This window comes from Mesorhizobium sp. M7A.F.Ca.CA.002.05.1.1, from assembly GCF_003998335.1.
Classification (GTDB): Bacteria; Pseudomonadota; Alphaproteobacteria; order Rhizobiales; family Rhizobiaceae; genus Mesorhizobium.
In genome coordinates this window covers 1-13,097 of record NZ_RZQI01000058.1, presented here as the reverse complement: position 1 = coordinate 13,097, position 13,097 = coordinate 1, and the positions used below count along the sequence as shown (strand labels likewise).

15 protein-coding genes are annotated in these 13,097 nt (G+C 62.9%); 5 read left to right on the top strand and 10 right to left on the bottom strand.

Annotated features, from left to right (window positions below):
• On the bottom strand, positions 1-371 hold a 371-nt coding region (locus EN939_RS05320), incomplete at its 3' end, for an SDR family NAD(P)-dependent oxidoreductase (RefSeq protein ID WP_127267195.1).
• Positions 372-503: 132 nt separating this feature from the next.
• On the bottom strand, positions 504-1,466 hold the full coding sequence (locus EN939_RS05315) for a D-amino acid aminotransferase (RefSeq protein WP_127267194.1): 963 nt from the start codon (positions 1,464-1,466) through the stop codon (positions 504-506).
• A 150-nt stretch (positions 1,467-1,616) separates the two neighbouring features.
• Here EN939_RS05315 and EN939_RS05310 point away from each other — a divergent pair, with 150 nt between their 5' ends.
• On the top strand, positions 1,617-2,120 hold the full coding sequence (locus EN939_RS05310) for a hypothetical protein (RefSeq protein ID WP_127267193.1): 504 nt from the start codon (positions 1,617-1,619) through the stop codon (positions 2,118-2,120).
• A 6-nt stretch (positions 2,121-2,126) separates the two neighbouring features.
• Here the strand turns inward: EN939_RS05310 and EN939_RS05305 are convergent, their stop codons facing one another.
• Both EN939_RS05305 and tsaA read right to left on the bottom strand, forming a co-directional pair.
• A complete protein-coding gene (locus tag EN939_RS05305) occupies positions 2,127-2,441 on the bottom strand; it encodes a DUF2293 domain-containing protein (protein WP_127260329.1) in 315 nt (104 codons plus the stop codon).
• A complete protein-coding gene (tsaA, locus tag EN939_RS05300; protein ID WP_023813167.1) occupies positions 2,438-2,977 on the bottom strand; it encodes a tRNA (N6-threonylcarbamoyladenosine(37)-N6)-methyltransferase TrmO in 540 nt (179 codons plus the stop codon). Before tsaA ends, EN939_RS05305 begins: the two co-directional genes overlap by 4 nt.
• 122 nt (positions 2,978-3,099) lie before the next feature.
• Here tsaA and EN939_RS05295 point away from each other — a divergent pair, with 122 nt between their 5' ends.
• Positions 3,100-4,107 carry an ArsR/SmtB family transcription factor gene (locus EN939_RS05295; protein WP_023813166.1) on the top strand — a complete coding sequence of 336 codons (1,008 nt, stop codon included), beginning with the start codon at positions 3,100-3,102 and terminating at the stop codon, positions 4,105-4,107.
• Positions 4,107-5,024, top strand: a complete 918-nt coding sequence (gene metF, locus EN939_RS05290) for a methylenetetrahydrofolate reductase [NAD(P)H] (RefSeq protein WP_023813165.1) — start codon at positions 4,107-4,109, stop codon at positions 5,022-5,024. The genes EN939_RS05295 and metF overlap by 1 nt, the downstream gene beginning before the upstream one ends.
• A 474-nt stretch (positions 5,025-5,498) precedes the next feature.
• Here metF and EN939_RS05285 read toward each other — a convergent pair whose 3' ends face one another.
• Positions 5,499-6,416: a DMT family transporter gene (locus EN939_RS05285; RefSeq protein WP_127267192.1), complete on the bottom strand. Its 918-nt coding sequence runs from the start codon at positions 6,414-6,416 to the stop codon at positions 5,499-5,501.
• 200 nt (positions 6,417-6,616) lie between these two features.
• Here EN939_RS05285 and EN939_RS05280 point away from each other — a divergent pair, with 200 nt between their 5' ends.
• Positions 6,617-7,837, top strand: a complete 1,221-nt coding sequence (locus EN939_RS05280) for an alanine racemase (protein WP_013530936.1) — start codon at positions 6,617-6,619, stop codon at positions 7,835-7,837.
• 109 nt (positions 7,838-7,946) lie between these two features.
• Here EN939_RS05280 and EN939_RS05275 read toward each other — a convergent pair whose 3' ends face one another.
• Complete coding sequence (locus EN939_RS05275; RefSeq protein WP_023813162.1) at positions 7,947-9,128, bottom strand: lytic murein transglycosylase; 1,182 nt, start codon at positions 9,126-9,128, stop codon at positions 7,947-7,949.
• Between the two features lie 298 nt (positions 9,129-9,426).
• Positions 9,427-10,227: a glycoside hydrolase family 25 protein gene (locus EN939_RS05270; RefSeq protein ID WP_023813161.1), complete on the bottom strand. Its 801-nt coding sequence runs from the start codon at positions 10,225-10,227 to the stop codon at positions 9,427-9,429.
• Between the two features lie 228 nt (positions 10,228-10,455).
• On the opposite strand from EN939_RS05270, the gene EN939_RS05265 reads away from it, so the two are divergent.
• Entirely contained in the window at positions 10,456-11,835 is a 1,380-nt protein-coding gene (locus EN939_RS05265; RefSeq protein ID WP_127267191.1) for a serine hydrolase domain-containing protein, read from the top strand.
• Positions 11,836-11,853: 18 nt separating this feature from the next.
• Here EN939_RS05265 and EN939_RS05260 read toward each other — a convergent pair whose 3' ends face one another.
• The 3 genes from EN939_RS05260 to EN939_RS05250 form a co-directional block, all read right to left on the bottom strand.
• Positions 11,854-12,162 carry a HigA family addiction module antitoxin gene (locus EN939_RS05260; protein WP_023813159.1) on the bottom strand — a complete coding sequence of 103 codons (309 nt, stop codon included), beginning with the start codon at positions 12,160-12,162 and terminating at the stop codon, positions 11,854-11,856.
• Between the two features lie 9 nt (positions 12,163-12,171).
• On the bottom strand, positions 12,172-12,468 hold the full coding sequence (locus EN939_RS05255; protein WP_127267190.1) for a type II toxin-antitoxin system RelE/ParE family toxin: 297 nt from the start codon (positions 12,466-12,468) through the stop codon (positions 12,172-12,174).
• A 110-nt stretch (positions 12,469-12,578) separates the two neighbouring features.
• The coding region (locus tag EN939_RS05250; protein WP_164750885.1) for a class I SAM-dependent methyltransferase at positions 12,579-13,097 on the bottom strand (519 nt) is incomplete at its 5' end.

The following is a 13,097-nucleotide window of genomic DNA, read 5'->3' as shown; positions in this document are numbered from 1 at the left end:
CGCATGATCGGCAGTGCGGCCTGAGTGACCCACAGCGCGCCGAAGACATTGGTTTCGATCTGGTCGCGAGCTTCCTGTTCGCTGACCTCCTCGATGGCGCCGAAATGGCCGTAGCCGGCATTGTTGACGACGACGTCGAGCCGGCCAAAACGCTTGTGCGCCTCGGCGACTGCGGCATCGACGGCTTTCTTGTCGGTGACGTCGAGCTTTATCGCGGCAATCCTGTCGCCGTATTTCTCGACGAGATCGGCGAGCGTGCCGGCATCGCGGGCGGTGGCCGCGACGCTGTCGCCGCGCGCGAGTGCAGCCTCGGCCCAGACGCGACCAAAGCCCTTCGACGATCCGGTGATGAACCAAACCTTTGATGTCATGATCTTGGAGACCTTGCCCCTGCGGGCGTGATTTTGCGTGAAAGCGGAGGCCTCTCCGCTTTCGGGCATATACGGTCCGTCCTCTGATTTTCCAGAGGCGACCGGAATCTTTCGAAAAAGACGCCTGAATTATCAGGGATAATTCACCTGAGACGACCACGCCGGATCCTCGTGCTTCTCCCAATAGAGCGCCATCAGCCGGCTGGTGATCGGTCCGACCTTGCCGTTGGCGATCGCCGCGCCGTCGATCTCGGTCACCGGCATGATGCCGCCCGCGGTCGAGGTGATGAAGACCTCGTCGGCCTCGCGCAATGCAGTGACGCTGACATCGGCCGCGGTGGCGGCAAGACCTTGTTCGGCGCAGAGATCGAAGACGGTGCGGCGGGTTATGCCCGGCAGCACGCCAATGGAAGGCGTCGACAGCTTGCCGTCCCTGACGCAGAAGACGTTGAAGCCCGGGCCCTCGGCGACATTGCCGTTGAAGTCGAGGATCAATGCGGTCTCGGCGCCGCGATCATAGGCATCGTAGAGGCCGCGCACCAGATCGAGCCAGTGGTAGTTCTTGATCGCCGGGTCGATCGAGGCCGGCGGAATGCGCATCTTGGCGCTGATGGCGACACGCAGGCCGCGCTGCAACTGCTCGGCATTGGCGACCGAGCCGAACGGCACGGCGAACGCCATGAAGCGGTTGACCGCCTGGCGCGGGTCGCGGCTGAAAGTCGGCGAGGCGCCGCGCGTGCACAGCATTTCGACATAGGCGGCGCGATGACCCGACAGCGCCACGCAATTGTGCAGGATTTCGGTAACGCCGTCGCGATCGAAGGGGATGGTCATGCGCAGCTTTTCCAGCCCGCCGAAGAAGCGGTCGAGATGCAAATCGAGGCGGAAGAAGCGGCCGTTCCAGACATGCACGGTGTCGTAGGTGGCGTCGGAATGCAGAAAACCCCAGTCCAGCACCGAGATCTTGGCCTGCGACATCGGCAGGTATTGGCCGTCGAGGAAAGCGACCCCCTCGGGATAGGAGTGCGGGTCGACATGGCGGTCGTCGACGACGGGCGGTCGCTTCTCGTCCTGTGTTGCCATTGTCCGGCTCATCGGGGCCTCCTGTCACGCAGGCGAGAGGCTAGCGGCGCTGGGCAGAAGGCATAGAGCCACCCGCCCGGCGCTGTTCGGCCTCCATGACGATCTGGCCGATACATTCGATCGCGATTGCCGTATCGTTCCGGGTCTGAACGGGAGGGGAAAATGGGCAGGTTTGGGGCCGTCACAGCGGCAATGATGATGTTCGCCGCTGCGGGCGACGCCCGCGCCCAGTGCGCGCGCGAAGGCGAGGAATTGTGCCAGGGCGGGCAGACCTATCGCTGCGAGAAAACCGGCGGCGAATTGACTCCGATCTTCCAGAACCTGCCTTGCGCGGTGAACGTGCTGTCGCTGAGCGGCACCTGGGTAGGCAATGGCCACCAGAGCCCGGCGGGTGACGCCGGCGCCGACTGGGCGATCGCCATGACCATCAACGATGGCAGCGCGTCGATCGACTATCCGTCACTCGGCTGCGGCGGATCGCTGTCGCAGACGTCAAGGGACGACATTTCGGCGGAATACCACGAGAACATCACCTACGGTCGGGACAAATGCATCGACGGAGGCAACATCACCGTCAGGTTTTACAAGGGCAATCTGTCCTGGATTTGGGTCGGCCACGCCGATGGCCAGACCTACAATGCGGTCGCCGTGCTAAAGCGGAAGTAGCCGTGGTCATTCCTCCTCGTCGTCGGCGTCGAGCAGGCGGGTTGCGCGCCAGCGGGTGAGCACGATGTTGGTCTGCTCGATGACGAAGAAACGCGCCGAGTCGCGGTCATAGCCTTCGCTCAGCAGTTTCTCGTAATCGGTGTGCATGTGGCGGATATGGGCAATCGTCGCCAGCCATACGGCGATGCCCGGCGGCAAGGTCTTCATGTGGACCGCGCCGGCGTCGGTGCGGATCTTCTCCATGTCGGCATAGGGAGCCAGCGGCAGAAGAGCGGTCAGCGCCTTGGCTATGGCGCGGCGGCGGCCGGTCGGCGCCGTCACCGCCGGGTCCGATCGGGCTCGTCGCGCCCTTCGATGGTCGCCTCGGCAATAGCGTCGGTCGAGGCGAAATAAGGTTTGATGTCGATGACCGGCGTGCCGTCGAGCACATCGATGGCGTCGAGATCGATGCGGCCGGTGCGTTGGTCGAGCGCGACGAGCCGGACCACATGCAGCCCGATGGGGTTGGGGCGGGCAGGGGAGCGCAGCGAAAATACACCTTTCGCTTCAGCGGCATGGCGCGGTTTCTGCACAATCAGGTCCCGCGGCGCATGATGCAGCCAGGATAGGATGATGACGTGGCTGGCGCGCTCCAGCCCCTGCAGGCCACTTCGGTAGGCTGTGTCGATGGTCAGCACCGCCTTCTGCCCGGTCTCGCGCGCGGCGCGCATGTTCTTCGGGCAGGTTTCGCGCGTCGTCCATGGCGAGGCAATGCGGCCGATGAAGACGATCCCGCCATCAGGCGGCATCAAGGCCGGATCGTTCTCCAGCCTCTGCTCGCCTTCGCGCGCCTCGAACATCTCACGCGTTTCAGTCATGGTCCACGTCTCTTAAAACGCCACACAAGCGGCATTTTCTTGTCCGGAAGCGACATAGCGCTTGCAAGGTCGCTAAAATCGACATAAACATATGTTTATATCTTTTCAAAGAGAATACGCTGATGCATGTCTCGCTCGACACTATGGTGGATACGTTAAAGGCGGCGGCCGAATCCAGCCGATTGCGCATACTGGCACTTCTGTCGCGCGGTGACCTCACGGTTTCCGATCTTACCGAAATTCTCGGCCAGTCGCAGCCGCGCGTTTCGCGGCACCTGAAGCTGCTTCTGGAGGCCGGACTGATCGGCCGCTACCAGGAGGGGTCGTGGGCCTTCTTCCGCCTGTCGGATGCGGATTCCGCGCGGGACTTCGTCATGGGGCTGGTTTCCGGCATTCGCGGCGCCGATCCGCAGGTCGAGCGCGATCTTGAGCGTCTGGCCTCGGTCAAGCGCAAGCGGCAGGACCGGGCGGTCGCGTATTTTTCCGTGAATGCGGCAAGCTGGGACCATATCCGATCGCTGCATGTGCCGGACCGCGCCGTCGAAGCCGCAATGCTGAAACTGGTCGGCAAGCGGCCGTTCCAGTCGATGCTCGATCTCGGCACCGGCACCGGGCGGCTGCTTGAAATCTTCTCGCCGCTTTATCGGCGTGGTGTCGGCATCGACATGTCGCGCGAGATGCTGACCGTGGCGCGCGCCAATCTGGACAAGGCAGGCGTTTCGAACGCGCAGGTTCGGCAGGGCGACATCTTCGCACCGCCGGTCGAGCGCGATGCCTTCGATCTCGTCACCATCCATCAGGTGCTGCACTATCTCGACGATCCCGCCCGTGCCATCCACGAGGCGGCGCGGCTTTTGCGTCCGGCCGGACGCCTGGTCATCGTCGATTTCGCGCCGCATGCGCTGGAATTCCTGCGTGAGGAACACGCGCATATGCGGCTCGGCTTTTCCGACCGGCAGATCGCCGACTGGTTTTCGGAAGCCGGCCTCGATCTTGAAGACAGTCAGGAATTCGAGCCGCGTGGCGGCAACGAGGCCAGGCTCACCGTAAAACTCTGGCTTGGCCGCGACCGGCGCCTCTTGATCGCCGATCCTTCCAACGACACAAGGCAGATAAGGGAAACCGCCTGATGAACCAGTTCCGCTTTTCCCGCCGCCCCGACATTGGCGACAAGGTCAGGGTTTCCTTCGAATTCTTCCCGCCGAAGACCGACGAGATGGAAGCGAGGCTGTGGGAGACGGTGACGAGGCTGGAGCCGTTGAAGCCGAAATTCGTCTCGGTGACCTACGGCGCCGGCGGCTCGACGCGAGAGCGCACCGCGCGCACTGTAAAGCGCATCCTGACGGAAACCGGTATTCCTGCAGCGGCGCATCTGACCTGTGTCGGGGCAACGCGCGACGAGGTCGACGCGGTCATCCAGGATTACAAATCGATCGGCATCAACCGGTTCGTGGCGCTGCGCGGCGACCCGGCCTCCGGCGTCGGCGGACCGTATCGGCCGCATCCCGGTGGCTACGAGAACGGCGCGGAACTGGTCGCCGGGCTCAAGGCGATTGCTGATTTCGACATCTCCGTCGCGGCTTATCCGGAAAAACATCCGCAAAGCCCCGATTTCGCCACCGACATCGAGATGCTGAAGCGCAAAGTCGACAATGGCGCGACGCGTGCCATCACTCAGTTCTTTTTCGACAACGATCTCTACGAGCGCTATGTCGAGCGCGTCCGCCGCGCCGGCATCTACATCCCGATCGTGCCGGGTATCCAGCCGGTTCACAGTTTCAAGCAGGTCGCGAACTTTTCCGCGAGGGCGGGCGCGCATGTGCCCGGCTGGCTGGCGGAGCGTTTCGAAGGCCTCGACCGGGACCCGCAGACGCATGCGCTGGTGGCGTCGGCGGTGGCGGCCGAACAGGTGATGGACCTTGTCGAGCGCGGTGTCGGCGATTTCCACTTCTACACCATGAACCGCGCCGATCTGGTCTTTGCCATCTGTCATATGATCGGCATCCGCTCGCACGAGGCGGCGGCCGCCGGATCAGCTGCGGCATGAGAGTGGGTTGAACGACAAAAGGCCGGGAAAAACCCGGCCTTTTGAATTGGTTGGACTATTTGGGTGCTGGTCTTCCCCGCTTTGGCGGTCAGGGAAGGAAGCCCATAATAAGGGCTCCGATAAAGGCGAACGCAGCACAGATCATCAATGCGTTGATAGGCCTCGTAAGTCCCATGACATAGCCTCCTCTTAAAGAGCTATGTCACGGAGTCTAGGTTCATTTGTGCCACAGGCAAGCGGAAAATGTGCTGCATTGCGACGTGATTGTGAAATCCGCGACATGTCTTTTGCCGTTAGGCTTTGAAACTCCTAAGCAAAAACCGGCTTCAGGCCTGTGAATAAAATGTGGCCGACTCGTGTCGCTGCCGTGTCATGGCAGCGCTACCGCTGCGGAAGCCGAATTCAACTTTCGCGATGCGGGGGGCAATTGGGTGGTTAGAGCATCCTTTGCGCGTCCAGTGGACGCGCGGCGCTCTAACGTCGGCCGAACAACCGCCCGTCAATGGTGACGAGGCCGAGCGCGATCAGCACCACGCCGCCGATTTCGAACAGTTCCAGCCGCTCGCCAAGGAACAGGAAGCCGAGCAGCATCGCGCTGGCCGGTACGACAAGCGTGACCAGCGAGGCATTGGTGGCGCCGGCCGAGGCGACGAGGTTGAAATAGAGGATGTAGGCGAAGGCGGTCGACAGCAGCGCCAGTGCCAGCACCGCCGCCCAGACCGGCGGCGAGGCCGAGAACAGGCCGGATGGACCGTAGGTGAAGAGCACGATCGGGATCATGATGATGGTCGATGCCGTCAACTGTCCGGTGGCGATGATCGGCGAGGGCACGCCCCTGAAGCGGCGGGCAACCATCAGCGCGACGGCATAGGACAGCGAAGCCCCGATCAGCGCGAATTTGGCCCAGACCGAGCCGCCGAGCCCGGCAAGCAGGCCGGGGCCGATCATGACAGCCGTGCCGGCGATGCCGAGCGCAATGCCGGCGAGCTTGTTCCAGGACAGCTTTTCGTCCGATGTCAGCGCGTTGGCGAGGATCAACGTCCAGAACGGCGTTGTCGCGTTGAGCACCGAGGCGATGCCGGCTCCGAGCTCCGTCTGGCCGGCGAAGATCAGCGAGAAGGGCACGACATTGTTGGTGAGCGCCAGCAGGAAGAACAGGCCGGCATGCGGAAGCGCGAGGCGAAAGGACGGGCCACGCAGACCGAGATAGATCTGCAGCGCAATCGCGGCAATGGCGACGCGAAACAGCACCAGCACCAGCGGGGGGAGCTCCGCCACCGCGATGCGCGCGAAGAAGAACGAGCCGCCCCAGATCGCGCCGAGCAGCAGGAGTTGCCCCCAATCCTTGAGCACCATCGGCCCGCGTGGTGCGGATGTCGCGGCCATTGCCATGTGAGTCGCCCTCCCAGACGTATGCCAGTCAGGCAGAAGCCATATCCGGTTCGGCGACAAGGGCCACCCGAAACGTGATTGATGGCAAACGCCTGCCGCCAAGACCTAGCGCCCCAGCGTCAGCCGTACGAGACACAGAATTGTTTTCATTAGCCGCTAGCTTGGATTAATTGTGCGCAGGCTAGATCAAGGATTCGTCGATGCAGCGATTCGAGAATGCCCGCGAGGCGGCACTGGCGCTTCGCCCGGACGATCCGGTCTATTGCTTCCGCCCGCAGGTGCTGATGGCGGATGCCAGGCAGTTCATGGGCATGTTCCCGGGCAAGACCGCCTATGCGGTCAAGACCAATGGCGAGCAGATCGTGCTGAAGACCCTGGTCGAAGCCGGCGTCAAGGCTTTCGACGTCGCGTCGCCGGGCGAGTTCGCTGCCGTGCGTGCCGTCTCTCCCGATGCCGAGATGCTCTACATGCATCCGGTCAAGGCGCAGTCGGACATCAAGCTGGCGCTGGAGAAATACGCCATCCGCGTCATTTCGCTGGATCACGAGGACGAGATCACCAAGCTGACGCGAGTGGTGCGGGCGCTCGATATCGATCCGGGCTCGATCAGCGTGTTCGTGCGGGTGCAGACCAAGGGCCATGCCGCCTACGAACTGTCGAAGAAGTTCGGCGCCGGGCCGGCCTATGCCGTCGAACTGGCCGAGCGGCTGAACCGCACCGGCTACAAGGTTGGCCTGTGTTTCCATGTCGGCAGTCAGATCGAGGATCCCGACACCTATGAGCGGGCACTGGCTTCCGCCGATTGGGTGCGCAACCGGCTGACCTTCGATATTGCCGGGCTCGACGTCGGCGGCGGTTTCCCCGCCGAATACGGCCATGACCCCAACCGCAAGCAGATCGAGATGCCGTCGCTCGGCCAGATCATGTCGCGGCTTTCGGGCGATCTGAAAGAGTATCAGTTCGACCAGATGCCGCTGGTGGCCGAGCCGGGCCGCGTGATCGTGGCGCGCTGCCTGTCGCTGATCGTGCGGGTGCTGCTGCGCAAGGGCAAGCGGCTCTACATCAATGACGGCATCTGGGCGTCGCTGTCGGATTCATGGACCGGAAAGATCACGCTGCCGGCGCGCTTCATTCCCGATCCTGCGATCCGCTCGCGCAATGGCGAGGAGAAGAACATCGTGCCGTTCAAGGTCTGCGGCGCGACCTGCGATTCCGTCGACATCCTGTCGCGGCCGTTCTGGCTGCCGGAAACGGTCGATACCGGCGACTGGATCGAGATCGGCCATATCGGCGCCTATTCGCTCTCGCTGCGGACCCGCTTCAACGGCTTTTACCCCGACACCTTCGTCGAGGTGACGACGCCGTTCGACGAGGGCGACGCGCCGCAGGGGTTTGCCAGTTTGGAGACGATGGCGGATTAGCGAATAGGGAATAGCCAGTAGCGAATAGGGAAGATTTGCCGAGACAGCAGCAAGGAAGGACTACCTTCTATTCGCTATTCGCTATTCGCTATTCGCTATTCGCTATTCGCTAAAGCTTCCCCAAAAGCTCCGGCGTCGGCCAGCCATCCACCGGCAAGCCTAGCCGCATCTGCTCCTTGCGGATCGCCTCGCGGGTGTTGGTACCCAAAATGCCGTCGACAGTGCCGACATCGTAGCCCCTGGCTTCCAGCTTGGTCTGCAGCGCCTTCATCTGCTCGTTGTTGAGGCCGGTCTCGGGATTGCGCGGATCGAACTGTTTTTCTCCCGCCAACCTGGCGGCGAGGTTGGCCGCGGTCAGCGCATAGGTGAAGGACTGGTTCCACTCGAGATAGACGTCGAAATTGTCATAAGCTAGGAAGGCGGGCCCCTTACGGCCCATCGGCAGCGCCAAGCCTGCCTTGAGGCCGTTGTCGACCAGCGGCGCGCCGCTGGGGTAGGTGACGCCCCATTGCGCCCACTGCGACAGCGGCAGCTTGTTGGTGCGACCGGTCTGGTCCCACGGCATGTCTTCGGGCACGCGGACTTCCTGGATCCAGGGCTGGTCGCGTTTCCAGCCGCGCGACAGCACTTTGTTGGCGGTGGTCATGATCACATCGGGCACGCTGCCGCGCAGGTCGATCTTGCCGTCGCCGTCGCCGTCGACGCCGCGTGCCAGATAATCTGAGGGCAGGATCTGCGTCTGGCCGATCTCGCCGGCCCAGGCGCCCCTGACATCGGCCGGCAGCACGCCGCGATCGATCAATTGCAGAAGCGGTATCAACTGAGGCCGAAACAGTTGCGGGCGGCGGCAATCATGCGACAGCGTCACCAGGGCGCTCAGCGTGTGGAAGTCGCCCTGCACGGCGCCGAAATCGGTCTCCAGCGCCCAGAAGGCGGCGATGATCGGCGCCTGAACGCCGAACTGCTGGTCGGCGCGGGCGAAGACATCCGCGTATTTCTTCATGTTCGCCGCACCTTGCTTCAGGCGATAGGCCGAGATCATGCGGTTGGAAAACTCGACAAAGGTTTGGGTGAAGACGCCCTGGGCGCGGTCGCGTGCCAACACCTTGTCGTCGAAGGTTGCCGCTTCAAGGGCGTCGAGACCGGCAGTGCCGACGCCGGCCGCCTTGGCTTCCGCGGCGACGCCCTGCTTCCACGTCTCGAAGTCGCCGCCGCATTCCTGCGCCATCGCCGGCAAGGCCGTGGCACACAGGGTCAGCGCAGCCGCGAGGACTTTGGAACGCAGTCGCATCAGCTTCCTCTCGAAACGAATAGCGGGCAGTTGTTGTGCTCCCCCGGAGGCCCAACGCCCTGAATTGCCGGCGGTTGCACTTTTCACCGCTGGCTGTGTCGAAAAGCAGGCGGCAGGCCCGGTGTCAACGGTTCTTGTGCCGCAGCCCCTTATTCCGCCGGCTTCTCTGCCGTTGCACCGGTGTCAACAGTGTTCTGCGGAGCTTCTTATCTCGGACGGACTCGCTGCCGTTGCACCGGTTCAACGGAAGCTCTGCTGGAGTGATTTGATCCATGGCGGTGCTGCCGTTGAACCGGTGTCAACGGGTGTTCTGCCGCAGCCACTTGTTCCAGGTGGCTTCACTGCCGTTGAAGACGTTGATGTCGGCCTTGCCGGTCATGCCCGGAATGATCCCGGTTCCTGTGTACTGCCAGAATGTGAAGGGGTGGCTGCCGTATTTCTCACGTGGATGGCCGGCGACAGAACGCAGCCAGTACGGATAGCCGCGAAACCCCGCCAGGCCGTTGTCGTCGAAGAAGTCGACCGAGGTGTAGATGATCGGCTTCTTGCCGTAGTGGCGTTCGACGATCTCGAGGAAGGTGGTCATCTCCGCGCGCACCGTGGCGGCGTCGGGACGCAGCCTGCAGGTCGGCGATTGTGGGTTCCATTCCATGTCGAGGACCGGCGGCATCGCCGAGCGATCGACGGGGACGTTGCGGATGAACCAGCGCGCCTGCACGGCAGCCGGGGTGCAGAAATAGTAGAAGTGATAGGCGGCGCGGGGAACGCCCGCAGCTTTGGTCCGGGTCCAATGCTCGTTGAAGTATTCATCGAAGCGATCGCCGCCCTCGGTCGCCTTGATGAAGGCGAAGGAGATGCCGCTGGCCTTGGCCGCCGGCCAGTCGACCGAGGTCTGGTATTTGGAAACATCGGTGCCGTGGACGGCATAGTTCCACGGCGCGCCGCTCTCCCATTCATGCGGCTTGGAATCGGCAAAGCGCGGCGCCCGGACAGTGACCGTCGGGCTGCTCGACGCCGACGGCGACAGTGGCGAGAGATCGTCTACTGTCGAGCACGCGCCAAGCAGCGCTAGCATAATGAGGCCCGCAAGACGGCGCATCGCAATTCCCGAGCCGGATTCAGCCGGTCGCTGATGGGTCTATACCTGATGGCCGGCTTGTGATTGGGCCCCCTCCGAGCGATCGCCCCACAGCATCGCTCAGCATATCCTGTGATCGCCGATCATGGTTGATAATCCGTTGATGGCGCTCGACAAGCATTGTGATTTGCGGAAGCAATGGCGGCAAATCGATGACATAAGGGCTCGCGCAGGGCCCGGAGGAAATAAATGCGGATCGTCGTCAAGATCGTCAGATGGCTGCTTGGTCTGATCGTGCTGGCGGTCGCCGCGCTGTTTGCGTGGCTATACATCGCGCCGCCCGAATTGATCCGCGTCGGTTCCGGCTATTCGGCCAAGATCGTCTGCTCGAATGTCTTCATCGCCGGCCGGGACGCCAATGAGGTGCTGGCCGTCGACGTGCAGGCGCCCGGGCATCCCCTGCTGCGGTTAATGCGTGTTTCGGTGGACAAGAACAGGGGAACGGTGTCTGCCGGCCTGTTCGGGTTCCTCGGCAAGAGCGTCGCTGTCGCCCGCGACGGGCTTGGCTGCGCTTCGGTTCCGGACGGCGATGTCGGCAAGGCGCGACGGACTGTGATCCAGGCGGAGCCGTCGGCGGCCACCATGGGCGACCTGTGGCCGGAAGGCGAGCGGGTTGAGGCATCGCAGGATCCGGTTGTTGCCAAGCTGCTGGACGATGCGGCGCTGACCGGCACCGGCATGCGGGCGGTGGTGGTGGTCAAGAATGGCCGCGTCGTCGCCGAGCGCTACGGCGCGGGCTTTTCCGCCAAGACGCCGCTGCTCGGCTGGTCGATGACGAAGACGGTGAATGCCGCCATCGTCGGTACGTTGGTCAAGGACGGCAAGATGGCTTTCGACGACAAAAACCTGTTTGCGCCGTGGAAGGCGGACGGCCGCGCCGCCATCAGCCTTGCCGAGATGATGGCGATGTCGAGCGGGCTGGAGTTCAACGAGGATTATGGCGACGTCGCCGACGTCACGCGCATGCTCTATCTCGAACCTGACATGGCGGGCTTTGCCGAATCAAAGCCGCTGGCGGCCGAGGTCGGCAAGGTGTTTTCCTATTCGAGCGGTACGGCGGTGATGCTGTCGCGGCTCTGGCAGCACGCGATCGGCGACAAGGCCAAGGCGCTGACATGGCCGCGCACGGCCCTGTTCGAGCCGCTTGGCATGCATAGCGCGGTGCTAGAGACCGACGAGCAGGGCACTTTCGTCGGCTCGTCCTATCTCTACGCAACCGCGCATGACTGGGCGCGCTTCGGCCAGTTCCTGCTGCAGGGCGGGGTGTGGAACGGCAACCAGATCCTGGCAACCGGTTTCGTCGACTGGATGCGCGAGCCGGCATCCGCCTCGAAGGTCTACGGCAAGGGTCAGTTGTGGATCGAGGCCCCGGGCGATGAGGAAAACCCCGGCGCCGGCGTCGCGGCAGGCCTGCCCAAGGACACGTATTGGATGGAAGGCCATGACGGGCAGACGGTTGCCATCATCCCTTCGGAGCAGTTGGTGGTGGTGCGGCTGGGGCTGACGCCTGCCAAACTCGGCTACCGGCCGCAGACGATGGTGGGGGCGCTGATCAAGGCGCTGCATTAGCGCGGCGCAAACTCTTTGCTATGCAGCTGTCGCCAATGGCTTGGCGCGGTCAACTCGCGCCCGCTCGTCGGGCGAGTTCATGACCTGCCAAAGATCGCTGCGGCGCTGGACGTTCAACCAGAAGTCCGGGCTGTTGCCGAACACCCGCGCCAGAATAAGCGCGGTCGCCGCCGTGACGTTGCGGCGGTCGTTGCACAATTCGTTCACATGCTTGCGCTGGACCCCCATCGCCTCGGCCAAAGCCGCCTGCGTCAGGCCAAGCGGCTGCATGAATTCTTCCGTGAGAATTTCGCCAACCGTTGCCGGCTTGCGTGCGGTCATCAACATGTTCTCACCTCATCTATAGCTGTGGTCGTCGAGATAGATGTCCGACGCCTCACCGCGGCCGCCGTCCCAGCGGAAGATCAGCCGCCATTGCTTGTTGACGCGTATTGAATGGAAGCCTTCGAGAATGCCGCGCAGCTTCTCGAAATGATTGCTGGGCGGCACACGCAAATCCTGATCGATCATCGCGTCGTCAATCATCTGGAGCTTGCGGAACAAACGGCTTTCGAGATCGGACGGAATGTTGCGAGAATGGGTGTCTTCCACGAAGAAGGCCCGCAGCCATTCATCCCTGAAGCCGATGATCACCACATGCTTCCATGCATGTGAGATAGTGTACCGCTCTCGGGGTCATAAGGCAACGTTGATCCAACGGATCGTGGCTGCTTCGCCTTTATGTGCCTTTCCCACGGCAATATTCAGGAAGTGATCTTGATAACCGCCAGCCAGGCATAGCCGCGATAAAGCGTGCGGAAACGGAAGCTTGCACCGGTTCGCCGCGATTCTGATTCCAGCACCTCGCGCAACGATTCACGCGGCGTGACGTGGAACTTTTTCAGCCAGCCGCGCAGCAGCGCCCGGAACCAGCCAGGCAGGCCTTCCTGCTGGCCGAAATCGACGATGTGCAGCGAACCGTTCGGCGACAGGGCGGCAAGCGCTGCCGATACTGTTTTTTCCCAGCCGGGGATCATCGACAGTGAATAGGACACGAAGACACGGTCGAAGCGTTCGACACCGAAGAGTGCACGGGCATCGAAATCGGTGGCATCGCCCCTTGCCAGCACGACGCGGCCGGACAGGCCCTCGCGATCGATCGCCTTTCCGGCCGTTTCCAGCATTTCGGCCGAGATATCGAGGCCGTAGAAGCGGGCATCGGGATAGCGGCGGGCAGCCAGGATGATGTTGCGGCCGGTGCCGCAGCCGAGTTCCAGCACGGT

Coding starts and splice junctions, on each gene's coding strand:
- EN939_RS05315 (WP_127267194.1), bottom strand. CDS start 1,466: ATGAGCCGGACAATGGCAACACAGGACGAGAAGCGACCGCCCGTCGTC.
- EN939_RS05310 (WP_127267193.1), top strand. CDS start 1,617: ATGGGCAGGTTTGGGGCCGTCACAGCGGCAATGATGATGTTCGCCGCT.
- tsaA (WP_023813167.1), bottom strand. CDS start 2,977: ATGACTGAAACGCGTGAGATGTTCGAGGCGCGCGAAGGCGAGCAGAGG.
- EN939_RS05295 (WP_023813166.1), top strand. CDS start 3,100: ATGCATGTCTCGCTCGACACTATGGTGGATACGTTAAAGGCGGCGGCC.
- metF (WP_023813165.1), top strand. CDS start 4,107: ATGAACCAGTTCCGCTTTTCCCGCCGCCCCGACATTGGCGACAAGGTC.
- EN939_RS05285 (WP_127267192.1), bottom strand. CDS start 6,416: ATGGCAATGGCCGCGACATCCGCACCACGCGGGCCGATGGTGCTCAAG.
- EN939_RS05280 (WP_013530936.1), top strand. CDS start 6,617: ATGCAGCGATTCGAGAATGCCCGCGAGGCGGCACTGGCGCTTCGCCCG.
- EN939_RS05275 (WP_023813162.1), bottom strand. CDS start 9,128: ATGCGACTGCGTTCCAAAGTCCTCGCGGCTGCGCTGACCCTGTGTGCC.
- EN939_RS05270 (WP_023813161.1), bottom strand. CDS start 10,227: ATGCGCCGTCTTGCGGGCCTCATTATGCTAGCGCTGCTTGGCGCGTGC.
- EN939_RS05265 (WP_127267191.1), top strand. CDS start 10,456: ATGCGGATCGTCGTCAAGATCGTCAGATGGCTGCTTGGTCTGATCGTG.
- EN939_RS05260 (WP_023813159.1), bottom strand. CDS start 12,162: ATGTTGATGACCGCACGCAAGCCGGCAACGGTTGGCGAAATTCTCACG.